Origin of the sequence: Pseudomonas sp. UV AK001 (assembly GCF_046097675.1) — a bacterium.
In the GTDB taxonomy this organism is placed as follows: domain Bacteria; phylum Pseudomonadota; class Gammaproteobacteria; order Pseudomonadales; family Pseudomonadaceae; genus Aquipseudomonas; species Aquipseudomonas kribbensis.
In genome coordinates, this window is record NZ_JBJUVZ010000001.1 from 364,059 (window position 1) to 388,938 (window position 24,880).

The following is a 24,880-nucleotide window of genomic DNA, read 5'->3' on the forward strand; positions in this document are numbered from 1 at the left end:
GGCCATGAGCAAGAGAAAAGTGATCCCGTTGCTGCTCTACATCCTGTTCCTGCTGGTGCCGATCTACTGGCTGCTGAACATGTCGTTCAAGAGCAACACCGAAATCCTCGGCGGCCTGACGCTGTTTCCCCAGGATTTCACGTTGCACAACTACAAGGTGATCTTTACCGATCCGAGCTGGTACACCGGTTATCTCAACTCGCTGTACTACGTGAGCCTGAACACGGTGATTTCCCTGAGCGTGGCATTGCCGGCGGCTTATGCGTTTTCCCGTTATCGCTTTCTCGGCGACAAGCACTTGTTCTTCTGGCTGCTGACCAACCGCATGGCGCCGCCGGCGGTGTTTCTGCTGCCGTTCTTTCAGCTGTATTCGTCGATTGGTCTGTTCGACACCCACATCGCGGTGGCGTTGGCGCACTGCCTGTTCAACGTGCCGCTGGCGGTGTGGATTCTCGAAGGGTTCATGTCCGGCGTGCCCAAGGAAATCGATGAAACCGCCTACATCGACGGCTACAGCTTTCCCAAGTTCTTCGTGAAGATTTTCATCCCGCTGATCGGTTCCGGCATCGGGGTGACGGCGTTTTTCTGCTTCATGTTTTCCTGGGTCGAACTGCTGCTGGCACGCACGCTGACTTCGGTGAATGCCAAGCCGATCGCGGCGGTGATGACGCGCACGGTGTCGGCGTCCGGCATCGACTGGGGCGTGCTGGCAGCGGCGGGGGTGCTGACCATCCTGCCGGGCATGCTGGTGATCTGGTTCGTTCGCAACCACGTGGCCAAGGGCTTTGCCCTGGGCCGGGTCTGAGGAACTGATGATGGAATGGATGAGCTGGACCGTCCCGACGGCGGCGTTTTTCATCGTGATTGGCTTGATCCTGGTGGGCATGACCACCTGGGAACTGCGCTCGCCGAGCATCCTGCGGCGCGGGTTTCTGCCGATTGCCACCACCCGTGGCGATCGCTTGTTCATCGGTCTTCTCGGCAGCGCCTACCTGCACCTGCTGGTGATCGGCGTAACCGACTGGAGCATCTGGGTGGCGTCCGCGTTGTCCCTGGTGTGGCTGTTGGCTGTGATGCGTTGGGGCTAGTCGAATCGCTCGGCAATGTTGCTCCAGAACTTAAACAGGAGGTCTCTATGTTCGACAAAAACAATAAGCTGCGACATAGCATTTCATTGGCAGCCATGCTGGCACTCAGCGGTTTGAGCGCATCCGCCTGGGCCGATGCCTACGAGGACGCGGCAAAAAAATGGATCGGCAGCGAGTTCAAGCCGTCGACCCTGACACCGGAGCAGCAACTCGAAGAGCTGAAGTGGTTCATCAAGGCCGCCGAGCCGTTTCGCGGGATGGACATCAAGGTTGTTTCGGAAACCCTGACCACCCACGAATATGAATCCAAGGTGCTGGCCAAGGCCTTCAGCGAAATCACCGGGATCAAGCTCACCCACGACCTGCTGCAGGAAGGCGATGTCGTGGAAAAAATGCAGACGGTGATGCAGTCGGACAAGAACATCTACGACGGCTGGGTCAACGACTCGGACCTGATCGGTACACACTTTCGCTACGGCAAGACCGAGTCGATCACCGACCTGATGGCCAACGAAGGCAAGAACTTCACCTCGCCGACCCTCGACATCAAGGACTTCATCGGCATTTCCTTCACCACCGCGCCGGACGGCAAGATCTACCAACTGCCTGACCAACAGTTCGCCAATTTGTACTGGTTCCGCGCCGACTGGTTCGAACGCGCCGACCTGAAAGCCAGGTTCAAGGAAAAATACGGCTATGACCTGGGCGTGCCGGTGAACTGGTCCGCCTATGAAGACATCGCCAAATTCTTCAGCGAAGACGTCAAGGAAATCGACGGCAAGCGCATCTATGGGCACATGGACTACGGCAAGAAAGACCCGTCGCTTGGCTGGCGCTTCACCGATGCCTGGTTCTCCATGGCCGGTGGCGGCGACAAGGGCCTGCCCAACGGCTTGCCGGTGGACGAGTGGGGCATCCGCGTCGAGGACTGCCACCCGGTGGGTTCCAGCGTGACCCGTGGCGGCGACACCAACGGCCCGGCGGCGGTGTTCGCCACGACCAAATATGTGGACTGGCTCAAGGCCTACGCGCCACCGGAAGCGGCGGGCATGACCTTCTCCGAGTCCGGCCCGGTGCCGTCACAGGGCAACATTGCCCAGCAGATCTTCTGGTACACCGCGTTCACCGCCGACATGACCAAACCGGGCCTGCCGGTGGTCAACGCCGACGGCACGCCGAAATGGCGGATGGCACCGTCGCCGCGCGGCCCGTACTGGGAAGAGGGGATGAAGCTGGGTTATCAGGACGTGGGTTCCTGGACCTTCATGAAATCCACGCCTGAGAAACAGAAACTCGCGGCCTGGTTGTATGCGCAGTTCGTGACTTCGAAAACCGTGTCGCTGAAGAAAACCATCGTCGGCCTGACGCCCATCCGCGAGTCGGACATCAACTCGCAAGCCATGACCGACCTGGCACCGAAACTCGGCGGTCTGGTCGAGTTCTACCGCAGCCCGGCCCGGGTGCAATGGACGCCGACCGGCACCAACGTGCCGGACTATCCACGTCTGGCACAACTGTGGTGGAGCCACATCGCCGAAGCCGCCAGTGGCGACAAGACCCCGCAACAGGCGCTCGACGGCCTGGCCAAGGATCAGGACGCGATCATGACCCGTCTGGAACGCTCCAAGGCCCAGGCAACCTGCGCCCCGAAAATGAACCCCGAGCGCGACGCGCAATACTGGTTCGACCAACCGGGTGCACCGAAGCCGAAACTGGCCAACGAGAAACCGAAAGGCGAGACCGTGAGCTACAACGAACTGCTCAAGTCGTGGGAAGCGGCACGCAAATAAGCGTTTTTGCGGGACGGGACGGCACCTTCGGGTGCCGTTTTTTTCAGCCCTCGATTTCACGTTTCACCGCCCGGCGCACGGTTTTGAGGATGGCGCTTTCGAAGGCGTTGTGCCCGGCATGCAGCAGTCGGCAGTGAATGTCCATGCGTTGCCTGAGCCAGCGTACGCTGGCCATGCCGAAGGTATCGCGGATGCCCTGGATCAGCAGGGTGTTGTCGTCGAGGGTCAGCTTCTGGTCCCTTGGCCGGAAGAAATAGCCTTGAAGGTGGTAATGCAATTCCAGACGGATGGCGAGTACCGCTTCCTGATCGACGAAGCTCTCCAGTGTGCCGGGGCAAACCGTCTGGCCCGTGCGGCGCAGAACAGCATTCAGCCATTCGATGGCGGCAACGCGCTGTTGCAACGGGCAGCCTTCGCCGAGTATCCGGAAGATGTCCCTGGCGCGATGGCCTGACGCGGTTTGCGGCAATTGTGCCGGCCCCTAATTGAGTGCCCGGTCGTACGCCCGGACATTGGCTGCAAAAGGAACGAAAACCGAAACCAGTGTGGTTTTCAGCAGGTGCTGCGGATAGCGCTGCTGGTACTGGATTGCCAGCCAACTGCCCCACGAAACGCCGAGCACACTGATCTTTTCGAAGCCGAAATGCTGGCGCAGAGCGTCGATGTCTTCGACACACTGGCCTGTGGTGTTGTCGCGTAATTCGCCGTAAGGCCTCGAGCGGCCGCAACCGCGCTGGTCAAACAGGATGATGTCGAAACGGCGCAGGTCGAAGAATTCCAGGTGATGGCGGCTGATTCGCCCGCCGGGGCCTCCATGCAGGAAAAACACCGGTTCGCCTCCTGTGATTCCGTGCCGTTCCCAATAGAGTTGATGACCGTCGTCCGTCGGGTAAAAGCCTCTGCCTTGCAGGGAAAACGTCATGCGGTCGCGACCTTCAGGTAATAGAACTGGAACAGTTCCGTTTGTCCCGGACGTGCCGCGACGCTGGATTCCAGTTGCAGTTTGTGGGCGGCGGCGAGCCAGACGACAGGGATCAGCACCGGGGTGTGACCGAAAACGAGGAGGGTGCCGCCAGGTTTGATGCAACGGATCAGTGATTCGAATGCGGTCCGGGCTTCACGGCGGGTCAAGACTTCGGCGTTGAGGAAACGCAGGATCAGTACATCGCAGTGAATTCCGGCATCAAAGGCGTCACGCGCATCGAGCAAACGAAACTCGACGGACGTGCTCCCATGAACTTGTCGGGCGTGTTCGATCATCGAGTCTGAGCGATCACTCCCCAGGCACAGGCAGTCGGGCAGGGCGCGGGCGAGGTGAGCGATGAATTCGCCCGTCGAACAGGCGGGGTCGTAGATCAACGCACCGGTTTCGGTGATTGCCTGGAGCAGCCCCGCGCACTGTTCGCGCAGGTGTTGTTCATCGTTGTTCAACTGTTCGGCCAGTGATTCGCTGCATTGCCAGAAATCATCCGGACAGACCGCTTCCCGTCCTGCCGCGTCAACCATTGGAAACGGGAACAGAATCTCGCTGTCAGCCAGACGCAGTGCTCGTTCAAAGACCTGCGCTTTCTGTTCGACAGAGGCCGTCCGATAGCCGATCGACAAACCTTCATCCCCCCATAGTGAGTGGAGAAGCGGACCCAGCAACATGCAGGGTTTGAGCACGCTGCTGGCCCGCCATCGAAAATGCCGGTCACGTTGCAGGCGCTTGCGGCCGACCCAGACCTCGCCATTCACCCGCAGGAAAAAAACGTGATGCAGTCCGCTGCCTGGCGGTTCGAGGTAATGGCCGATGCCACCGTTCTCGTTCAGGTGTCGGGCCATGGAGCTTGCCAATGCCAGTTCCCGGGAGCGATCGAGTCGGTTCATGGGGCGGCTCTCTCCAGAGTACGACCCCGGGCCTGCGGAATGACAACGTTACCGCTGGCGACCACGAAGAACCTCTCCAGTCCGGGAATCACCACGTTGAGCAGGGTTGTGCCGAGCCCGGTTCGCTGCAGGATCGAAGCACCCGGCGTACGGCCGTGGCTTTGCAGGTCTTGAGTCAGCAAGTGGAGTTGATCGTCCACGGACATGTCCTCACTGACGCCGGGCAGCGCTACTTCGTGTTGCGGGCAGCGATGCAACAGCGTCTGCGGATCAAATTGCGCGCAGCGCAGCAGGCGCGGGAAGGGCTGCAGGTTGCGCAGTGCATTGGTCAGGGTCTGGTGGTATTCGGGCTCGGCGGCATTCAATTGCAATTGCACCAGTTCACTGAGCGCACGCCATGCGGCGTGACGTGGGTCGAGTGAACAGCCGCTGCCGTATACCTGTGGATGAGCTCCCGGCTTCGTCGTGAAGGCCAGAAAGGTTCGTGCCTTGAATTCGCTGCTGATATCCGCCAGCACGATTTCGCCGCCGATTTCCTGTTCGGCATCGGCCCACAGACGACCGAGGTCATCGCCGTCACTGAGGCGGACCACCCGTCGCAGAGGCGGGTAGTTTTCGTAATAGAAATGGTTGAGCAGAAACAGCGATACGGCATCGCGTTCGATGCATTCGTTGGCGGCGTGCAGCATCGCTTCGCTGTAAGTGGCGCCAATGGCGGTGCCGCTGTTGCTGGCGTAACGTCGCACGGCACGGCAGTCCGCAGTGCCCGGTGAAGAAGGCTGAAGTGAACCGTTGGGAGACGTCAGCGCAACCGGATAGGAAAAACGGTCATGCCACGGTGGACAGACATAGGTTCTGCAGGGGATGCGCACGTTTTGCTGACAGGTGAGCCTGTGCAGAAGCGAGTCATCGGCAAAGATCGGCGAGTCTTTGAAATAGCGCTCCGTCTCGTGGTGAACATCGGTCGCAGAGAGTTCATCCGTCCAATAATGTTCGAGGGCTTCATACAGCGCGCCCAGGTGTGCCTGATCCGCATAACCCTTGCCGCCGCCACGGGCATGACGATTGTCGCTGCCGTGAAGACTCGCCTGAACGGCGACCACCTTGCTGCCGAGTGTGCGGGTTACCGGCGTGAGGCCGAGGCGTGAAAGCTCGGCCTGAATCCGTCGCTCTGCCTGATCGGCCGTCAGCTCACGTTCGGCCATCCTTGTCTTGTCCATGGGTACCTTCCTGGAAAACCCGCGAGGGCGCGCGGCCCTCGCGGGTCTTGTCACTCGGCGTTCAGTTCCGCCTGTTCTTCTTCGGTCAGTTGCATTGCTTCGATCTGCTCGGCCGAAGGGGTTTCCTGTTCGTCGAGTTCATCGATCTGGTTGGCGTTCCAGCTTCCCATGTAACCCATGAGGTTTCTCCTTGGTTTGTTGTTTGAGTGTGCTGTTGCAAGCACGAGCCGAATCTAAGAGGGCAGTGACGAGGGGGTCAAAAATATCCAGACGTTTCCGTTCGCGGTTTTTACCCGCGCCGAAATACGTACTGAAAAATCTTGAATGGACGCATCAGGATCAACGCAAAGGCTTGTTTTAGAGGGGATAGAGCTGCTTGCAAGACGGCGAACGACACGATCAGGAACCCGTCGTCTGCGAAGTTTTTCCTTGTCCTTGTCAGACGCTTCATCGTGAGACTGACGCAAAATCGCACTGAAGGATTTGCATGGAGGTATGGCGCACTTGTGCGGTGATTTTTCTGACGAAGATTGAGAAAACACCGGACAAATTTGTTGGAAGGGTTTAGTGCCTTTCCGCAAGAACAGGGAACACCAGACTGAAAACCGTCATCGCCCCCGGACGGCTTTGCACCTGTGCGGTGCCCGAATGCAGGCTCATGATCGAGCGCACGATGGCCAGCCCCAGTCCCGTGCTGCCCTGTGAGCGGGTGCGGCTGCTGTCGACCCGGTAGAAACGGTCGAACAGATGTGGCAAGTGCTGCGCTTCGATACCCGCGCCAGGATTGCTTACCCGCAGTGCCACTTGTGTCGGTGACTGTTCAATGAACAGCGAAACGGTTTTGCCGGGCGGGCAGTGGCGCAGGGCATTGGACAGCAGGTTCGATATCGCCCGCTGGATCATCAAACGGTCGCCCGACACCCGGGCGCTGCCGACCACCTTCAGATGGATCTGTTTGTCCTGCGCTGACAGGGAAAACAGGTCGGCCACCCGGAACGCCTCATCTTCCAGTGCAATCGGTTCGAACGACGCGTGCGCCAGCGGCTGACTGGCCTGGGCCAGAAACAGCATGTCCGAGACAATCCGCGCGACGCGTTCGAGCTCTTCGGTGCACGACACCAGCACGTCCGTGTATTCCTCGACCGTACGCTTGCGCGAGAGGGTGACCTGCGCCTTGCCCATCAGGTTGTTGATCGGCGTACGCAGTTCGTGGGCCAGATCGTCGGAGAACTGCGACAGTTGCTGCACACCGCTGTCCAGGCGATCGAGCATGACGTTGATGCCCTGCGCCAGTTCACTCAGTTCCTGAGGCATGTTCAGTACCGACAACCGGTGGTCGAGGTCCTGTGTGGTCACCCGGGCCGCGACTTTGCGAAACTCGCGCAGCGGCGCCAGTCCACGCTGCACCGCGCCCCAGGCGGTCAGACCGATGAACACCAGCAGCAACGGCAAGGCCATCAGCGTCGAGCGCAAATAGGCGCTGAGCAGGGCCTGATCGTGGGCATTGTCCATCGACAACAACACCGGCACGTTGCTGCCGTCCTTCAGGCGAATCAGCTTCGAGGCGGTGAGAAATTTCGCACCTTCGGCATCGATGCTGTCGGTGTACGACAGCTGATCGGTCGTCGCCCGCACCGCTTTCAATTCGATCCGTGGGTCCGTCAATCCTGACCCGGACTTGAGCAGAGGCGAGCGCAAATTGCCCCGGTCATAAATCGTCAGCGTCAGGTTGTCATGCCCCATGACCTGATCGAGCAGAATGTGCGGCTTGCCACTGACTTCATTGGCATCGACGTACAGCGACAGGCTGTGTTCCACCTGCGCCATTTTCTTTTCCAGGCTGTCACGGGACAACGCGTTCAGTTCATGGGTCAGGGCGAAATACGCGAGGATCGCCAGAAACACCACCAGCAGCGCACCAAGAATGCTGACGGTCAGGCCCAGTCGCAGCGACAGGCTGGCCGGTTTCATTCCCGGGCCTCCAGCACATAGCCGACACCACGCAGGGTGTGGATCAGCTTGCTGTCGAACGGGTCGTCGATCTTCGCCCGCAAGCGACGGATCGAGACCTCGACCACGTTGGTGTCGCAGTCGAAGTTCATGTCCCACACCAGCGAGATGATCTGGGTGCGGGTCAGCACTTCGCCGGACTGGCGCATCAGCAGATGCAGCAGAGCGAATTCCTTGGTGGTCAGGTCGATGCGCTGCGTGCCGCGAAACGCCCGGTGACGGCCCGGGTCGAGTTCCAGATCGGCGACCTTGAGTACCTGGGGCACCGGGATGTTTTCGCTGCGGCGCATCAGGGTCCGTACCCGGGCCAGCAGTTCGGGGAACTCGAACGGCTTGACCAGATAGTCGTCGGCGCCCAGATCCAGTCCCCGGATCTTGTCCGCCAGGCGCCCCCGTGCGGTGAGCATCATCACCCGGGTGGAGTGAGTACGACGCAGTTGTTCAAGCACGCTCCAGCCGTCGAGTTCCGGCAGATTCACATCCAGAATGATCAGGTCATAAACCTGTTGTTGCGCCAGATGCAATCCATCGGCGCCATTAACGGCGTGGTCAACGATATAACCACTTTCGGTCAGACCCTGATGCAAGTATTCGGCAGCTTTAAGCTCGTCCTCGACGACAAGGATTCGCATGATCTTTCACCACTTTTATTCAATGGATATTTAATTAAGGTGGCCCGGAAAGTTGTTGTTTTTGTAAGGTCTTCCGGACGGTTTTTGTTGCTGAATGGTGTGCAAGGTAAAGGCTGTAGTGGCTACAGAGTCAACGTGTAAGCCCTTTAAAACGGCCATCCGCGACAGCCTGTCGCAGCAATGGAGCGGTTTTTTCCTGCATTAGAATTCGGCAAGTGCTGTTCGGCAGATAACTAATCAGTATTTGTTTCCATGTGTTGCTACAACGCCATTCGAATCCGGAATCCTAGAGCAAAACAACTTCGATGAACGCTTGATAACGGATTTGTAATTTTCCAGTCACCTTGTCGATAAGTTCAAAACCCTACCGTGGCGCAATCAAAGATTCTTGATTAAAGGAAGTCTTCCATTGCCCGGTTTAATAGAACGGACGGCGCGCTCACGCCTGAAAAAAACCGCCAGCGGCCTCTTGTTGCTGGCCTGTACAGGTCTTGCCAGTGCATCGACCCTGACCCTCGATCAAGCCCTGCAAACCGCCTTCGCCAGTAACCCGGATCTGGCCGCTGCGCAGTGGGAAATCGGCATTGCCGAAGGTGACCGCAAACAGGCGGGCCTGATCCCCAATCCCGAGGTTTCGTGGGAGGCCGAAGACACCCGACGCCAGTCGCGCACCACCACGGTGATGCTCAGCCAACCGATCGAGCTAGGCGGCAAGCGTGGCGCGCGGATCGATGTAGCGAGCCGTGCTCAGGATGCCGCCGGCATGGAACTGGAGCGCAAGCGCAATGCGTTGCGCGCCGACGTGATCCAGGCGTTCAACGGTGCGCAAACTGCGCAGCAACGTTTGCAACTGAGCCGTCAGTCGCTGCAATTGGCCGAACACGGCTTGCGTGTGGCCCAAGGGCGGATCGAGGCGGGCAAGTCGTCGCCGGTGGAAGGCACGCGGGCGCAAGTGCAGCTCTCGGAAGTGCGCCTGGAGCTGAGCCGCGCCGAGCGTGATCAGGCCAATGCGTACCAGCAACTGGCGCAGGTCATGGGCGCACCGTTGCCGTCTTCGACCACGGTACAAACTTCGACTCCAGGCCTTTCCAGCGCGCCACCGCCCACCCGTTTGCTTGAGCGCCTCAACGAAACGGCGGAGCTGCGTCTGGCGAAATTGCAGATCGATCAGCGCGAAGCATCGCTGGGGCTGGAGAAGTCCCAGCGGATTCCCGATCTCACCGTCAGCATCGGCAGTCAGTACAGCGAAACCGAGCGCGAGCGGGTCAACGTGGTCGGGCTGTCGATGCCGATTCCGCTGTTCAACCGCAATCAGGGCAATGTGCTGGCAGCGGCGCGGCGTGCCGATCAGGCACGGGATCTGCGCAACGCTACCGAGCTGCGCCTGCGCACGGAAATCCAGACCACGCTTGAGCAATGGCAGACCGCCAACGGTGAAATCCAGGCGTTCGATCGGACCATCCTGCCCGCCGCGCAAAGTGCGGTCGACAGCGCCACTCACGGTTTCGAAATGGGCAAGTTCGGCTTCCTCGACGTGCTCGACGCTCAGCGCACATTGATCGCCGCTCGCAGCCAATACATCCAGGCGGTGAGCGAGGCGACCGACGCCCGGGTCCGCATCGAACGCATTTTTGGCGACCTCGGCGTCAGCCGTTGAATTTCAATTTTCTGATCACTGCGCGATGGCACGGCGCAGAGGAGTTTCCATGGATAAAAAAATGATCGTGGTCGCTGCGGCGACCTTGGCGCTCGGCATTGGTATCGGCTCGATGTGGGCGGGCAACGCAGGCATCGATGCGCACGCCGATGAGGCCTCCGAACATGCGGATCACGCTGAAGAAGGCGCCGCCGCTGAAGGCGAGCATGGCGAAGAAGGACACATCGAATTGACGGCGGAGCAGATCACGGCGGCGGGGATTCAACTGGCCGAAGCGCGAGCGCAAAGCATCAGTCTTGGCCTGCCGTTCCCCGGCGAAGTGCGCTTCGACGAGGACCGCACCGCCCATGTGGTGCCGCGTGTACCGGGGGTGGTCGAGTCGGTGTCGGTCAATCTCGGTCAGTCGGTGAAGAAGGGTCAGTTGCTGGCCGTGATCGCCAGTCAGCAGATTTCCGATCAGCGCAGCGAACAGGCGGCCGCACAACGCCGTCTGGCCCTGGCGCGCACGACGTTCGAGCGCGAGAAAAAACTGTGGCAGGACAAGATCTCCGCCGAACAGGATTTCCTCCAGGCCCGCCAAGCCCTGGAAGAAGCCGAGATTGCCGTGAGCAACGCCCGGCAAAAGATCAGCGTTCTCAGCGGCAGCGTGGTCGCCACCGGTGGCAATCGCTATGAACTGCGGGCGCCGTTCGATGGCGTGGTGGTGGAAAAACACCTGACGCCGGGGGAGGTGGTCGACGAGACCACGGCGGCGTTCACGCTCTCGGACTTGTCGCGGGTGTGGGTCACCTTCGGTGTTTCGCCAAAAGATCTCAACAAGGTGCAAGTGGGCAAACCCGTCACCGTCAGCGCGGCGGAATTGAACGCTGAAGTCCGCGGCACCGTGGCTTACGTCGGCAGCCTGCTCGGTGAACAGACCCGTACCGCGACCGTGCGCGTCACTCTGGAAAACCCGCAAGGCTCATGGCGCCCCGGCCTGTTTGTCACCGCGCTGGTCGCGACCGACAGCCGTCAGGCCAAGGTCGCCGTACCGGAAACCGCGATCCAGACCGTCGAGGACAAACCCACGGTATTCGTGCGCACCGACGACGGCTTCAAGGCGCAAGCGGTGGAGTTGGGCAGCCGCGCGGCGGGGCAGGTGGAAGTCACCGCCGGACTGGAACCGGGCGTGCAAGTCGCCAGCGCCGGCAGCTTCGTCCTCAAATCGGAGCTGGGCAAAGCCTCGGCCGAGCACAGTCATTAATCGCGGAAGACTCCCATGTTCGAACGCCTGATCCAGTTTGCCATCGAGCAGCGCATCATCGTGCTGCTCGCCGTTCTGCTCATGGCCGGCCTCGGCATCGCCAGTTATCAGAAACTGCCGATCGACGCCGTGCCCGATATCACCAACGTCCAGGTGCAGATCAACACCGGCGCGGCCGGGTTTTCGCCGCTGGAAACCGAACAGCGCATTACGTTTCCGATTGAAACCGCGATGGCCGGCCTGCCCGCATTGGAGCAGACCCGTTCGCTGTCGCGCTCGGGGTTGTCCCAGGTCACGGTGATCTTCAAGGACGGCACAGATCTGTTCTTTGCCCGGCAGTTGGTCAACGAGCGGTTGCAGTCCGCCAAGGAGCAATTGCCCGAAGGTGTGGAGGCGGTGATGGGGCCGATCTCCACCGGGCTCGGCGAGATCTTTTTGTGGACGGTCGAGACGAAAGAAGGCGCGCTGAAGGATGACGGCACGCCCTACACGCCGACCGATCTGCGGGTGATCCAGGACTGGATCATCAAGCCACAACTGCGCAACGTCCCCGGCGTGGCCGAGATCAACACCATCGGCGGCTTTGCCAAGGAGTACCAGATTGCCCCCGATCCGAAAAAACTCGCGGCCTACAAGCTGACCCTCACCGATCTGGTGACGGCGCTGGAACGCAACAATGCCAACGTCGGTGCCGGCTACATCGAACGCAGCGGCGAGCAATTGCTGATTCGCGCACCGGGGCAAGTGGCGAGCACCGAGGACATCGCCAACATCGTCATGGCCAATGTCGACGGCACGCCGATCCGGATCAAGAACGTTGCCACCGTGGATATCGGCCGCGAGCTGCGCAGCGGCGCCGCCACGGAAAATGGCCGTGAAGTGGTGCTGGGTACGGTGTTCATGCTGATCGGCGAAAACAGCCGCACGGTCTCCCAGGCCGTCGCCGCCAAGCTCGAACAAATCAACAAATCCTTGCCCGGCGGCGTGATCGCGGTGCCGGTGTACGATCGCACGCATCTGGTCGACAAGGCCATCGCCACGGTAAAGAAGAACCTCGTCGAAGGCGCGATTCTGGTGATCGCCATTCTGTTTCTGTTCCTCGGCAACATCCGCGCTGCGCTGATTACCGCGATGGTGATTCCGCTGTCGATGCTGTTCACTTTCACCGGCATGTTCAGCAACAAGGTCAGCGCCAACCTGATGAGCCTTGGTGCGCTGGACTTCGGCATCATCGTCGACGGCGCGGTAGTGATCGTCGAAAACACCCTGCGGCGACTGGCCCATGCGCAGCAGCATCACGGGCGTCTGCTGACCCGATCCGAGCGTTTCCATGAAGTGTTCGCCGCAGCGAAAGAGGCGCGGCGACCGCTGATTTTCGGCCAGTTGATCATCATGGTGGTGTACCTGCCGATCTTCGCCCTGAGCGGCGTCGAAGGGAAAATGTTCCATCCGATGGCGTTCACCGTGGTCATTGCGTTGCTTGGCGCCATGCTCTTGTCCGTCACCTTTGTGCCGGCCGCGATTGCGTTGTTCGTGACCGGCAAGGTCAAGGAAGAAGAGGGCGTGGTGATGCGCGGCGCACGTCGCGTTTATGCACCGGCGCTGGCCTGGGTGATGTCGCATCGTGCTGTTGCCGTGGGTGCGGCGCTGGGTGTGATCGTGCTCAGTGGCGTAGTTACCAGTCGCATGGGCAGCGAGTTTGTGCCGAGCCTCAGTGAGGGCGATTTTGCCTTGCAGGCGTTGCGCGTGCCCGGCACCAGTCTGACGCAATCGGTGGACATGCAGCAGCGGCTGGAAACACTGATCCTTAATAAAGTGCCGGAAGTCGAGCGCGTGTTCGCTCGCACCGGCACGGCGGAAATCGCCTCCGACCCGATGCCGCCGAACATCTCCGACAGCTATGTAATGCTCAAGCCGAAAGACCAGTGGCCGGATCCGGGCAAATCCCGCGAAGCCTTGATGGCCGAGCTGCAACAGGCCGCTGCGACGCTGCCGGGCAGCAACTATGAACTGTCGCAGCCGATCCAGTTGCGCTTCAACGAGCTGATCTCCGGCGTGCGCAGCGACGTGGCGGTCAAGGTGTTCGGCGATGACATGGACGTGCTCAACGCCACGGCGACGAAGATTGCCGCCGCGATGCAGAAGGTCAATGGCGCGTCCGAGGTCAAGGTCGAGCAAACCACCGGTCTGCCGGTGCTGACCATCAACATCGACCGCGACAAGGCGGCGCGTTACGGGCTCAACGTCGGCGATGTGCAGGACACCATTGCGGTGGCTGTTGGCGGGCAGAAGGCCGGGACGATGTACGAGGGCGACCGGCGCTTCGACATGGTCGTGCGTTTGTCCGACGCCATGCGCAAGGACATCGAAGGGTTGTCGGCGCTGCTGATTCCGGTGCCGGCAGCGGGTGGTGATGCCGCCAGTCAGATCGGTTTCATTGCGCTCAAGGACGTCGCCAGCCTCGATCTGGTGCTGGGGCCGAATCAGGTCAGTCGCGAGAACGGCAAGCGCCTGGTGATCGTCAGCGCCAACGTGCGTGGGCGTGATATCGGATCGTTCGTCGCCGAGGCGGGCGAAGTGATCGAGCGCGACGTGCAGGTGCCGGCGGGTTACTGGACCACCTGGGGCGGGCAGTTCGAACAACTGCAATCGGCGGCCAAGCGCTTGCAGATCGTGGTGCCGGTGGCGTTGCTGCTGGTGTTCGGGTTGCTGTTCATGATGTTCAACAACCTCAAGGACGGCTTGCTGGTGTTCACCGGGATTCCGTTCGCACTGACTGGCGGGGTCATGGCGTTGTGGTTGCGGGACATTCCGCTGTCGATTTCGGCGGGTGTCGGGTTTATCGCCTTGTCCGGCGTGGCGGTGCTTAACGGGCTGGTGATGATCGCGTTCATCCGCAATCTGCGGGAGGAGGGGCGTTCGCTGTCCGAGGCGATCAACGTCGGCGCACTCACGCGCCTGCGACCGGTGTTGATGACCGCGCTGGTGGCGTCCCTTGGCTTCATTCCGATGGCCCTGGCGACCGGCACCGGGGCCGAGGTGCAGCGACCGCTGGCGACGGTGGTGATCGGCGGAATCCTGTCCTCGACCATTCTCACGCTGCTGATCCTGCCAGCGCTGTATCAGATTGCGCATCGCCGGGACGAGGAGTCGCCCACGGCAGCCTAGTCACTTTTAGCCTCAACAACAGGCCCGCAAATGCGGGCCTTTCTACATAACGGATATGTAATTTCGGCGCCACCGTCACGAAAGGTTCGGATTGTTACCTTGATCCCGTCAGTTACTTAAATGAGGAATCAAACATGAAACCTGTACAGATCGGTGCGTTTTTCTTGGCGTTGGCGGTGTCTTCCCTGGCGATGGCCGAAGGTGGCGGTGACCGGACCTTCGACCGGATGATGACCAACAACGACCGTTCCATGGAGCTGTTCGTTGCCAAGGAAAAGGCCCGGGATCCCGTTGTCGTGAACGACAAGAAGGCCGAACAGACCCAAGACCTGTAAGCGTGCTGCCAGTGAATGAGCCCGTCATCGCGCATCGATGGTGGGCTTTTTTATGAGTCGTGTTTTGAAGGAGCTGGATATGAAATTTCTCAAGTTGTTGGCATTCACCGGTGTCATGGCGATGTCCTTGAATGCGTTGGCCGAAGGCGGTGGCGACAGAACGTTCGACCGGGCGCTCAGCGCCAATGCCCAGGCCATGGAGCAGTACGCGGCCGCCCAGGGCAAAGCGGCGCCGGTGGTCAAGGAATATACGTACGGAATGAAGCTGGATGTGAAGAAAGTGGTGAGCGTTGTCCGGCCGAAAAATGAATGTGCGGTGGTGCCGGCTGCGATGACTTATGAAGATTCCAAAGGGCAGCTCAACACCGTCACGTACAGCGTAATGGGGACCTGCCGTCAGCAGGGTGGATAGCGCCTGTAGCGGCACAAGCGCCCGGTTCATGTTCAGTGAGTCGGGCTTTTTTCAGGCATAAAAAAGGCGCCCCGAAGGACGCCAAAAAATTCACCTCTTACCAAAGGAGCAAGGAGCTTCTAAAGGTGAATGTGTTGCTCGTGAAACTCAGAGAATCGCCAGCGGGTATTCGACAATCACCCGTACTTCATCCAGATCCGACTCGAATGCCGTGGCACGGGTGGTGGCCTGGCGCAGACGCAGCGACAGATCTTTCATCGAACCGCTCTGCACCACGTATTTGACTTCGATATCACGCTCCCAACGCTTCTGGTCGGTCAGCGGATTGCCTTCGGCATCGCGGCGCATGTACACGGCGTTGGCGTTGGAGTAATCGGCGTCGGTGCCACGGGCATAACGGGTCATGAACGACAGGCCCGGCACGCCGTAAGTGGTCATGTCGAGGTCGTAGCGCACCATCCATGAGCGCTCTTTCGGCGAGTTGAAGTCGCTGTACTGGATCGAGTTGTCGAGGAAGATCGAGTCGGACTGGCGCAGGTAATCGAAATCATCGTTACCGTTGTTGCGCTGGTGGGAGAGGGCCACGGAATGGGCGCCGAGCTTCACGCCGACCCGGCCGCTCCAGATGTTGTTGTCGAACTCGCCGAGCAATTGTTTACCCTCGTCGACCGCTTTGTAATAGTTCAGGCCACCGAACAGCGACAGGTCATCCGACAGCGGATACGTCCAGGCGGTGCCGGCGTAATACTGGTTCCAGGCCTCTTTCAGGCGACTGGTGTACAGGCTGAAACTGAGGTTTTTGTTCAGCGCATAATCGCCGCCGCCGTAAGCGATCCAGGGCGAGTTGACCGGGCCGGCATAGAAGGTCGCGAAATTATCGCGCATGTCGCTGGACACCGGCTGGCTCATCGCATGCAACCGGCCACCCTGGATCGACAGCCCCTCGATGCTGGTGTTGGTCGCCGTCACACCGCGAAAGCTTTCCGGCAGCAATCGCGAGTCACCCGCCGCAACCACCGGGTTGGCCGGGAACACATCGCCGATTTTCACCACCGTATCGAAGGCCCGCACTTTGGCGGCACCGCCGACCTTGGTGTATTCGTCCCGCGCTTTACCGTCGCTGTCGACCGGCAACACATCGAACGAACTGCGGCCACCGTTGCGTCCGTCACCGGTGTCGAGTTTCAGGCCGATCATCGCGAAAGCATCCACCCCGACCCCGACGGTGCCCTGGGTGAAACCGGATTCGAACTTGCTGATGACAGCATGGGCCCAGGCCTCGGAATAACCATTGCCCGTTGGGCTGGACTGGCCGTTGCGGTGATCACGATTGAAATAGAAGTTACGGTTGAGCACCGTCAGGCTGCTGCCTTCGATAAACCCTTCGGGTTTGTCTTCTGCAAACACCGTGGACGGCCCGGCGCCGACAACCACTGCTAAAGCGGCCATCGATATTTTTGTGTTGTTAACCATCAATCACTCCTGGGTTCGGCAGAACGGGAACGTGCTTCGGCGTGGGTTTTATTGTTCGACGGGCAAGGGCCCGCCGGTAGGATCGCCGGGTGACATCGTTGCAGGCTGCGGATAACGGGGAGGTGATTGGGGGATTACAATTTTGTTAGATCCCGGAAGTCAGGTCAGAGCCGCAAGGTGGTCGATCGTTTGTGGAAAACGCTCGACCAGTCGAATGAGTGTCGTTGCTTGGGCATTTGGCGTTGCTCGACCTTGTTCCCAGTTTTCGAGGGTTCGAGTGTTGGTTCGCAGGTACATGGCGAAAACTGACCGGGAAAGGTTGAGTTGCTGGCGGATCGCAACCACTTCCTCGGCCGTGATCGGCAATAGTTTTGGTAACTGGACTTTGTGGGTACGAAGGGTGACCTTGCCCTGGCGCTCGTCGGCCAGAGACTCAAGGCCCTCCATCAGTTCGGAAAAAATGTCACGTTTCATATTTGGGTTCTCGTGTTGATTTCTTTATCCAGCGCCTGTTTGAAGACTCTTTTCTGGGAAGGCAACAGATCGTCATGCTCGTTTTTGCTGTACACGGTGAACAGCCAGAATTGGTCAAAACCGGACCACCAGTAATAAATCACTCGTAATCCGCTGCGCTTGCCTTTACCGCGTCGTTGGTCGCAGAAGCGAATTTTGCGCAGCCCGCCCGTGCCTTCGATGAGATCGCCCGCTTCGGGATTTTTCAGCAACTCCAACTGAAAGCTGCGGAACAGATCATCATCCAGGTAATCGTCCCGGTGCTTCTGGAACGCGGGTAATTCGATAAAAAGAGCATCCATGTTCTGTACGTTACCTGCGTATAGTTTTGTCCCGATGATCGAATTGGTCAAGGCCTCCAGGCCATCCTTTTCGCCCCCTTTTCAACGGTAGTCACCGATCGCAAAAACGCCTGTAGGACGAATCAGCCAGTATGGCGGGAGCGTTCGACTGAATAGGGAGGAACCTTGTAATTGACGTGACCGAACAATCCGCAGCACTATCCAGCCATGACTGCCCAACACCGAATGACCATGATGTGCTCCGCTATGACCGCTTCCGGCGGGCCATAAGGTCATGCATGTCTGGTCAATGACGTGTTACCCAAAGCCCCGCCAGAAATGGACGGGGCTTTTTCGTTGCCTGTCCGCACATGGCTCATGGAGAGAGAAATGTTCGAAATCAAAAGAGCTACCCCGGAGGATGCCTGGATAGCGTTCGAGATCCGGCGACTGGCGATCCGTCACCAATGCATCGGTGCCTACAGCGGGCAGCAAATGCTCGACTGGACAAAAGGCTCGGCGCAGGACGGTTACGACACGCTCATGCAAAAGCATTTTTATCTGGGTTACGTTGAGGGTGAGCCTGTGGCAACCGGCCTGCTCGATCTGGAGCATCGCGAAATTGGCGCAATTTTCATCCACCCGGATTTCATGCGGCGCGGTCTGGGCAAACGAGTGCTGAGCTTTCTTGAAGCGCTGGCACGGAGTCTGGGACTGGCAGAGGTTTGTCTGGATGCGACATTGAATGCCGCTGATTTTTATCGACGCTGCGGTTACGTCGGCGAGGGGAGTGCGGTTTATCATTCACCTTCAGGTCTGCAACTGGCCTGCGTGCCGATGGTGAAGAAACTGTGATGGCATAAACGCAAAAACGGCACCCGAAGGTGCCGTTTCTGTTTGCAGCCATTCCAGCAGGGCAATCAGCCCGCCAGACCCGCCTGCTGAACCAGGGTCAGCAATGGTTGCGGGTACACACCGAGGAAGAACGCGACCACAGCGATGGCCAGCAGCATTACGCCGCCTGCTTTCTGTTCCCAGTGCAACTGGGCGTCGTGGCGGCGCAGGTTCGGTTCGATCAGGTACAGGGTGACCATCACGCGCAGGTAGTAGAACACGCCGATGGCGCTGCCCAGTACCAGCGAACCTACCAGCCACCATTGGTGCGATTCGACACCGGTAGCGATGATGTAGAACTTGCCGATGAAGCCTGCAGTCAGCGGGATACCGGCCAGGGACAGCATCATCACGGTCAGTACGGCGGTCAGGTACGGACGGCGCCAGAACAGGCCGCGGTACTCGTACAGGGCGTCTGCGTCACGGCCGTTGTACGGCGAGGACATCAGGGTGATCACGCCGAAGGCGCCGAGGCTGGTGATCACGTAGGTGACCAGGTAAACGCCGATGGCTTCCACCGCCAGACCCTTGCTCGCCACCAGTGCGATCAGCAGATAGCCGAAGTGCGCGATGGAGGAGTAACCGAGCAGACGCTTGAGGTTGCTCTGGGTCAGGGCCAGCAGGTTACCGAACAGGATCGAGGCGATGGCGATGATGGTCAGCACGTTGCTCAGAACACCACTGCTTGCGGCAGGGGAGATCTGGAACAGACGAACCATTACCGCGAACACAGCCACTTTTGACGCGGTGGCGAGGAACGCGGCCACCGGTGCCGGAGCCCCTTCGTACACGTCCGGCGTCCACAGGTGGAACGGTACCAGCGACAGCTTGAACGCCAGACCGATCAGCATCATGCCCAGGCCCAGTTGCGCCAGCGAGCTTGGCAGGTTGGTGGTGGCCAGTGCCTGACCGATACCTACGAAGCTCAGGGAACCCGAGTCTGCGTACAGCAGCGCCATACCGAACAGCAGGAACGCGGAACCGGCGGCCGACAGCACCATGTACTTGATGCCGGCTTCCAGCGAACGCTTGTTGAAGAACGCGTAGGCCACCAGGCCGTAGACCGGTACCGACAGCAGTTCCAGACCGATGAACAAACCGGCCAGGTGCTGCGCGCTGACCAGAACCAGGCCACCGGCGGCGGCCATCAGGATCAGCAGGTACAGTTCTTCACGGTTGCCCGGGTAACCCGAACCGCCGTCGCCGAGGTAGGCGTGGGCGAGGGTGACACAGGCGAGGGTGGCGACCAGGATCAGCGCCATGTACAGGCAGGCAAAGGTGTCGATCTGCAGCAATGGAGTCACGGCCAGAGGCGCGACTTTCAGGGCCGGCAGGATCGACAGCAAGGCCAGGTTCAGACCCGCCACCGAAATCAGGAAGGTCTGCGAGTGGTTGCGGCGCCAGGCGATTGCCAGCATCACCACGATAATGGTGAGGCTGGTGATCAACAGTGGCGCTAGCGCAATAAAGTGTTGAATCGTGAATTCCATAGCGCTCTTACCGGGCCGAAGCGAGTTGAGTGAAGGCGGTGCCGAGCCACTGCTGCACGCCATGCATCGTGGCGGCAGAAGTGTCGAGGAACGGTTGCGGGTAGACGCCGAGGTAAATCAGCAGTACCGCAAGGCCCAGCACCATGATCAGTTCGCGACCGTCCATGCCATGCAGGATCGAATCCGATTTCGACGGACCGAAGTAGGCACGGTGGATCATGATCAGCGAGTAGACCGAACCGAACACCAGACCGGAGGTGGCAATCGCGGTGATCCATGGCGCACTGGCGAAAGTACCGATCAGGATCAGGAACTCGCCGACGAAGTTACCGGTGCCCGGCAGACCCAAGGAGGCGGCTGCGAAGAACAGGCTGATCGCCGGCAGGTAAGCGATACGCGACCACAGACCGCCCATCTCACGCATGTCACGAGTGTGCAGACGCTCGTACAGCTGACCGCTCAGGATAAACAGTGCCGCCGCCGACAGACCGTGGGCCAGCATCTGGATCACGGCGCCTTGCAGCGCCAGTTGGCTGCCGGAGTAGATGCCGATCAGTACGAAGCCCATGTGGGAAACGGACGAGAAGGCAATCAGACGCTTGATGTCGGTTTGAGCGAACGCCAGGAACGCACCGTAGAAAATCCCGATCAGACCGAGGGTCATGGCGATCGGCGCGAACTCGGCCGAGGCGTTCGGGAACAGCGGCAGGGCGAAACGCAGCAGACCGTAGGCCGCGGTTTTCAGCAAGATACCGGCGAGGTCGACGGAACCTGCAGTCGGCGCCTGGGCGTGAGCGTCAGGCAGCCAGGAGTGGAACGGAACCACCGGCAGCTTGACCGCGAAGGCGATGAAGAAGCCGAGCATCAGAATGTACTCGGTGGTCATCGACATCTTGGTCTTCAACAGGTCGGCGTAGTTGAAGGTGATCACGCCGGTGCTGTTGTAGTTGACCAGTACCAGGCCCAGGATCGCCACCAGCATGATCAGGCCGGAAGCCTGAGTGAAGATGAAGAACTTGGTCGCTGCGTAGATACGGGTTTTCTTGCCGTCCGAAGAACTGTGACCCCAGAGCGCGATGAGGAAGTACATCGGCACCAGCATCATTTCCCAGAAGAAGAAGAACATGAACAGGTCGAGGGCGAGGAATACGCCGACAACACCGCCCAGGATCCACATCAGGTTCAGGTGGAAGAAGCCAACGTGACGTTGAATTTCTTTCCACGAGCAGAGTACCGACAGGATACCCAGCAGACCGGTCAGCAGGATCATCAGCAGCGACAGGCCGTCGAGGGCCAGGTGCACGTTGATGCCGAAGCGCTGGATCCAGACATGCTTGAACTCAAGCGCCCAGGTCGGATCGGCGCCAGGCGCCGGAGCAAATGAATAGTCACCGTGGGCCCACAGCCAGAGGCCGAGGGCGAGTTCCAGGGTCATGGTCAACAGCGCAATCCAGCGGGGGAGGGTAGCGCCGAAGCGCTCACCCATCCAGCACAGCAGGCCGCCGATGAAGGGGATCAGGATTAGCCAAGGCAGAATCATGACGGGCTCGTTTCCTTTCGCAAATTCGCAAGGTTCATATCAGACCGCTACCAGCACGACAGCGCCGATTACCAGTACGGCACCAGCAGCCATCGAAGCAGCGTACCAACGCAGTTGACCGGTTTCGGTACGGCTCAGGGCAGTGTGACCACCCTTGGCCATGCGCGGGATCAGACCGATGGTCTGGTCGAGCGGGTCTTTGCGCAGCATGTGGCTGATCGCAAGGTACGGCTTCACGAACAGTTTGTCGTAGATCCAGTCGAAGCCCCAGGCAGCGAACCACCAGGCCGAAAGGAGACGGCCGATGCCGCTGTTGGCGATCGCGGTCACGAAGCGACGCTTGCCGAGGAACAGCAGGGCCGCCAGCAGGATACCGGCCAGGGCGATGGCGCCCGAGGCGATTTCCAGACTGTGCTTGGCTTCGCCACCGGCATGGCCAACGCTCTCAGGCAGTACGCCGTGCAGCGGTGGAACGATCATGGCGCCGACGAAAGTCGACAGCACGATCAGCACCGACAGTGGCAGCCAGTGAGCGATGCCGTGACCGGCGTGGGCTTCGGTCTTGGCTTCACCGTGGAACGCGATGAAGATCAGGCGGAAGGTGTACAGCGAGGTCATGAACGCACCGACCAGGCCGGCGTACAACAGACCGTTGTGGCCGCTGGCGAACGCTTCCCAAAGGATTTCGTCCTTGGAGTAGAAGCCTGCGGTCACCAGCGGCAGGGCGGCCAGAGCGGCACCACCGACGATGAAGCTGGCGTAGGCCAGCGGCAGTTTCTTCCACAGGCCGCCCATCTTGAAGATGTTCTGCTCGTGGTGGCAGGCAACGATCACCGCACCGGACGCAAGGAACAGCAGGGCCTTGAAGAAGGCGTGAGTCATCAGGTGGAAGATCGCGCCTTCCCAGGCGCCAACGCCCAGTGCCAGGAACATGTAGCCGATCTGGCTCATGGTCGAGTAGGCGAGGATACGTTTGATGTCGGTTTGTACCAGTGCGGCGAAACCGGCCAGTACCAGGGTCACACCACCGACGATTCCCACGAGATGCAGGATGTCCGGCGCCAGGGCGAACAGACCGTGGGTACGGGCGATCAGGTAGACACCCGCAGTAACCATCGTTGCGGCGTGGATCAGTGCCGAAACCGGGGTAGGGCCGGCCATCGCGTCCGCCAGCCAGGTCTGCAGCGGCAGTTGAGCCGATTTACCGACCGCACCACCCAGCAGCATCAGGGTTGCCAGCACGATCCAGAAATCGCCGACCTTGAAGTGCTCAGGCGCCTTCACCAGCAGTTCCTGGACGTTCAGCGTGCCCAGTTGCTGGAACAGGATGAACAGGCCGATCGCCATGAACACGTCGCCGATACGGGTGACGATGAAGGCTTTCAGTGCGGCGTTACCGTTGTTGCGGTTGCTGTAGTAGAAACCGATCAACAGGTACGAGCACAGGCCCACGCCTTCCCAACCGAAGTAGATGAACAGCAGGTTGTCGCCCAGCACCAGGAACAGCATGCTGGCGATGAACAGGTTGGTGTAGGCGAAGAAGCGCGAGTAACCGGCTTCACCGCGCATGTACCAGGAAGCGAACAGGTGGATCAGGAAACCCACGCCGACCACCACACCCAGCATGGTCACGGACAGGCCGTCCAGGTACAGGGCGAAGTTAGGCTGGAAGCCTTCGACCGAGATCCACTTCCACAGCACATGCACGTACACGCCACCTTCCGGTGGAGCGACGTTGAACTGCCAGATCACGTAGGCCGCGACGATGGCAGACAGGCCGATGGAGCCGACACCGATCAGCGCCGACAGGTTTTCCGAGAGGCGGCCGCGCGAGAACGACAGCAACAGGAACCCGATCAGAGGGAATACGAAAGTCAGAAAGAGTAGGTTCATCCGCGCATCTCACTGGCAGCGTCGATATCGAGCGTGTGGAAGCGGCGATACAGTTGCAGCAGGATCGCCAGGCCAATACTGGCTTCGGCGGCTGCCAGGCTGATCACCAGGATGAACATGATCTGTCCATCCGGTTGCGCCCAGCGGGCGCCCGCAACGATGAAGGCCAGTGCAGAGGCGTTCATCATCACTTCCAGACTCATCAACACGAACAAAATGTTGCGGCGGACCATCAGGCCGACCAGACCAAGGCAGAACAGGATGCCGGCAACCGCCAGACCATGTTCGAGAGGGATAGCAGGCATGTCTTACTCCTTCGCCTCGTTACGGCCCAAATGGAACGCCGTGACGGCTGCAGCGAGCAGCAGCATCGAGGCGAGTTCGACCACCAGCAGGTACGGACCGAACAGGCTGATGCCCACGGCTTTCGCGTCCACGGTGGTTTGACCGATGGCCTGACCGCTCTGGTGAGCGAACAGCACATACAGCAGTTCGGCCAGCAGCAGGGCGGCGAGAATCACCGGTCCTGCCCAGATGCCGGGCTTGAGCCAGGTGCGTTCCTGCTGAACCGAGGCCGGGCCCAGGTTCAGCATCATCACCACGAACACGAACAGCACCATGATGGCGCCGGCGTAGGCGATCACTTCCAGCACGCCGGCGAACGGAGCGCCGAGGGCGAAGAAGGTCATGGCCACGGAGATCAGCGAAATGATCAGGTAGAGCAGGGCGTGCACAGGATTGGTGTTGGTGACCACACGCAGTGTGGACACAACAGCGATACCCGATGCGAAATAGAAAGCGAATTCCATCGTTCTTCCTTAAGGCAGCAAGCTCTTCACGTTGATCGGCTCGGCTTCGTTTTGTGCGGCGCCTTTCGGCTTGCCCGCAACGGCCATACCTGCAACACGATAGAAGTTGTAATCAGGGTTTTTGCCGGGGCCGGAGATCAGCAGATCTTCTTTCTCGTACACCAGATCCTGACGTTTGAACTCGGCCATCTCGAAATCCGGGGTCAGCTGGATCGCGGTGGTCGGGCAGGCTTCCTCGCAGAGACCGCAGAAAATGCAGCGCGAGAAGTTGATACGGAAGAAGTCCGGGTACCAGCGACCGTCTTCGGTTTCAGCTTTCTGCAGCGAGATGCAACCCACCGGGCACGCCACGGCGCACAGGTTGCAGGCTACGCAGCGTTCTTCGCCATCGGGGTCGCGGGTCAGGACGATACGGCCACGGTAGCGTGGCGGCAGGTAGACCGGCTCTTCCGGGTATTGCAGGGTGTCGCGCTTGCGAAAGCCATGACCGAAGATCATGACCAGGCTGCGCAACTGGGTACCGGTACCCTTAATGATGTCGCCAATATATTTGAACATGGGTC

At 59.9% G+C, this 24,880-nt stretch carries 25 protein-coding genes; 9 read left to right on the forward strand and 16 right to left on the reverse strand.

Going from position 1 to position 24,880, the window contains the following annotated elements; all coding sequences use genetic code 11:
* The first annotated feature begins 4 nt into the window (after positions 1-4).
* From ACKLNA_RS01645 to ACKLNA_RS01655, 3 genes are read left to right on the forward strand one after another with little or no spacing between them, the layout of a single operon-like run.
* On the forward strand, positions 5-805 hold the full coding sequence (locus ACKLNA_RS01645; protein ID WP_119428986.1) for a carbohydrate ABC transporter permease: 801 nt from the start codon (positions 5-7) through the stop codon (positions 803-805).
* Between the two features lie 10 nt (positions 806-815).
* Positions 816-1,088 carry a DUF2160 domain-containing protein gene (locus ACKLNA_RS01650; RefSeq protein WP_039767461.1) on the forward strand — a complete coding sequence of 91 codons (273 nt, stop codon included), beginning with the start codon at positions 816-818 and terminating at the stop codon, positions 1,086-1,088.
* Positions 1,089-1,135: 47 nt separating this feature from the next.
* Positions 1,136-2,878 carry an ABC transporter substrate-binding protein gene (locus ACKLNA_RS01655; protein WP_265813943.1) on the forward strand — a complete coding sequence of 581 codons (1,743 nt, stop codon included), beginning with the start codon at positions 1,136-1,138 and terminating at the stop codon, positions 2,876-2,878.
* 43 nt (positions 2,879-2,921) lie between these two features.
* Here ACKLNA_RS01655 and ACKLNA_RS01660 read toward each other — a convergent pair whose 3' ends face one another.
* From ACKLNA_RS01660 to ACKLNA_RS01690, 7 genes are all read right to left on the reverse strand, one after another.
* Complete coding sequence (locus ACKLNA_RS01660; RefSeq protein WP_408984654.1) at positions 2,922-3,347, reverse strand: hypothetical protein; 426 nt, start codon at positions 3,345-3,347, stop codon at positions 2,922-2,924.
* Positions 3,348-3,359: 12 nt separating this feature from the next.
* A complete protein-coding gene (locus ACKLNA_RS01665) occupies positions 3,360-3,800 on the reverse strand; it encodes an alpha/beta fold hydrolase (RefSeq protein ID WP_408984655.1) in 441 nt (146 codons plus the stop codon).
* Positions 3,797-4,747: a class I SAM-dependent methyltransferase gene (locus ACKLNA_RS01670; RefSeq protein ID WP_408984656.1), complete on the reverse strand. Its 951-nt coding sequence runs from the start codon at positions 4,745-4,747 to the stop codon at positions 3,797-3,799. The genes ACKLNA_RS01665 and ACKLNA_RS01670 overlap by 4 nt, the downstream gene beginning before the upstream one ends.
* Positions 4,744-5,967 (reverse strand): YcaO-like family protein, encoded by a 1,224-nt coding sequence (locus tag ACKLNA_RS01675; protein ID WP_408984657.1) that lies wholly within the window; start codon positions 5,965-5,967, stop codon positions 4,744-4,746. The genes ACKLNA_RS01670 and ACKLNA_RS01675 overlap by 4 nt, the downstream gene beginning before the upstream one ends.
* A 50-nt stretch (positions 5,968-6,017) precedes the next feature.
* Positions 6,018-6,146, reverse strand: a complete 129-nt coding sequence (locus ACKLNA_RS01680) for a hypothetical protein (protein ID WP_408984658.1) — start codon at positions 6,144-6,146, stop codon at positions 6,018-6,020.
* A gap of 385 nt (positions 6,147-6,531) precedes the next feature.
* The gene (locus ACKLNA_RS01685; RefSeq protein ID WP_408984659.1) at positions 6,532-7,938 is read right to left on the reverse strand and encodes a heavy metal sensor histidine kinase; all 1,407 of its coding nucleotides are present in this window, start codon (positions 7,936-7,938) and stop codon (positions 6,532-6,534) included.
* Complete coding sequence (locus tag ACKLNA_RS01690; RefSeq protein WP_007951475.1) at positions 7,935-8,609, reverse strand: heavy metal response regulator transcription factor; 675 nt, start codon at positions 8,607-8,609, stop codon at positions 7,935-7,937. Before ACKLNA_RS01690 ends, ACKLNA_RS01685 begins: the two co-directional genes overlap by 4 nt.
* Before the next feature lie 409 nt (positions 8,610-9,018).
* Between ACKLNA_RS01690 and ACKLNA_RS01695 the strand changes: the two genes are divergently transcribed.
* The 5 genes from ACKLNA_RS01695 to ACKLNA_RS01715 all read left to right on the forward strand — a co-directional run bounded on the left by ACKLNA_RS01695 (position 9,019) and on the right by ACKLNA_RS01715 (position 15,424).
* Positions 9,019-10,266, forward strand: a complete 1,248-nt coding sequence (locus tag ACKLNA_RS01695) for a TolC family protein (protein WP_408984660.1) — start codon at positions 9,019-9,021, stop codon at positions 10,264-10,266.
* A gap of 49 nt (positions 10,267-10,315) precedes the next feature.
* A complete protein-coding gene (locus ACKLNA_RS01700) occupies positions 10,316-11,509 on the forward strand; it encodes an efflux RND transporter periplasmic adaptor subunit (RefSeq protein WP_408984661.1) in 1,194 nt (397 codons plus the stop codon).
* Positions 11,510-11,524: 15 nt separating this feature from the next.
* Entirely contained in the window at positions 11,525-14,677 is a 3,153-nt protein-coding gene (locus tag ACKLNA_RS01705) for an efflux RND transporter permease subunit (protein ID WP_408984662.1), read from the forward strand.
* A gap of 134 nt (positions 14,678-14,811) precedes the next feature.
* A complete protein-coding gene (locus ACKLNA_RS01710; protein WP_408984663.1) occupies positions 14,812-15,012 on the forward strand; it encodes a co-regulatory protein PtrA N-terminal domain-containing protein in 201 nt (66 codons plus the stop codon).
* A 79-nt stretch (positions 15,013-15,091) separates the two neighbouring features.
* Positions 15,092-15,424: a DUF2790 domain-containing protein gene (locus ACKLNA_RS01715; protein ID WP_408984664.1), complete on the forward strand. Its 333-nt coding sequence runs from the start codon at positions 15,092-15,094 to the stop codon at positions 15,422-15,424.
* A gap of 147 nt (positions 15,425-15,571) precedes the next feature.
* On the opposite strand, the gene ACKLNA_RS01720 is transcribed toward ACKLNA_RS01715, so the two are convergent.
* The 3 genes from ACKLNA_RS01720 to ACKLNA_RS01730 form a co-directional block, all read right to left on the reverse strand.
* Positions 15,572-16,897: an OprD family porin gene (locus ACKLNA_RS01720; protein ID WP_408984665.1), complete on the reverse strand. Its 1,326-nt coding sequence runs from the start codon at positions 16,895-16,897 to the stop codon at positions 15,572-15,574.
* 159 nt (positions 16,898-17,056) lie between these two features.
* Positions 17,057-17,371 (reverse strand): helix-turn-helix domain-containing protein, encoded by a 315-nt coding sequence (locus tag ACKLNA_RS01725; RefSeq protein ID WP_408984666.1) that lies wholly within the window; start codon positions 17,369-17,371, stop codon positions 17,057-17,059.
* A complete protein-coding gene (locus ACKLNA_RS01730; RefSeq protein ID WP_408984667.1) occupies positions 17,368-17,712 on the reverse strand; it encodes a toxin in 345 nt (114 codons plus the stop codon). The genes ACKLNA_RS01725 and ACKLNA_RS01730 overlap by 4 nt, the downstream gene beginning before the upstream one ends.
* Positions 17,713-18,081: 369 nt before the next feature.
* Here ACKLNA_RS01730 and ACKLNA_RS01735 point away from each other — a divergent pair, with 369 nt between their 5' ends.
* On the forward strand, positions 18,082-18,546 hold the full coding sequence (locus ACKLNA_RS01735; protein WP_408984668.1) for a GNAT family N-acetyltransferase: 465 nt from the start codon (positions 18,082-18,084) through the stop codon (positions 18,544-18,546).
* A gap of 65 nt (positions 18,547-18,611) precedes the next feature.
* On the opposite strand, the gene nuoN is transcribed toward ACKLNA_RS01735, so the two are convergent.
* Genes nuoN through nuoI form a run of 6 tightly spaced genes read right to left on the reverse strand, consistent with a single transcriptional unit; the run spans position 18,612 to position 24,875 of the window.
* Entirely contained in the window at positions 18,612-20,075 is a 1,464-nt protein-coding gene (gene nuoN / locus ACKLNA_RS01740) for an NADH-quinone oxidoreductase subunit NuoN (protein ID WP_085712396.1), read from the reverse strand.
* A 7-nt stretch (positions 20,076-20,082) separates the two neighbouring features.
* Positions 20,083-21,615, reverse strand: coding sequence for an NADH-quinone oxidoreductase subunit M (gene nuoM, locus ACKLNA_RS01745; RefSeq protein ID WP_007951464.1), 1,533 nt, complete (start codon positions 21,613-21,615; stop codon positions 20,083-20,085).
* Between the two features lie 39 nt (positions 21,616-21,654).
* A complete protein-coding gene (gene nuoL, locus ACKLNA_RS01750) occupies positions 21,655-23,508 on the reverse strand; it encodes an NADH-quinone oxidoreductase subunit L (RefSeq protein ID WP_085712395.1) in 1,854 nt (617 codons plus the stop codon).
* Complete coding sequence (gene nuoK, locus ACKLNA_RS01755; RefSeq protein WP_003180046.1) at positions 23,505-23,813, reverse strand: NADH-quinone oxidoreductase subunit NuoK; 309 nt, start codon at positions 23,811-23,813, stop codon at positions 23,505-23,507. The genes nuoL and nuoK overlap by 4 nt, the downstream gene beginning before the upstream one ends.
* A 3-nt stretch (positions 23,814-23,816) precedes the next feature.
* Positions 23,817-24,317: an NADH-quinone oxidoreductase subunit J gene (nuoJ, locus tag ACKLNA_RS01760; RefSeq protein ID WP_085690004.1), complete on the reverse strand. Its 501-nt coding sequence runs from the start codon at positions 24,315-24,317 to the stop codon at positions 23,817-23,819.
* 9 nt (positions 24,318-24,326) lie between these two features.
* On the reverse strand, positions 24,327-24,875 hold the full coding sequence (nuoI, locus tag ACKLNA_RS01765) for an NADH-quinone oxidoreductase subunit NuoI (protein ID WP_085712394.1): 549 nt from the start codon (positions 24,873-24,875) through the stop codon (positions 24,327-24,329).
* Positions 24,876-24,880: the final 5 nt, after the last annotated feature.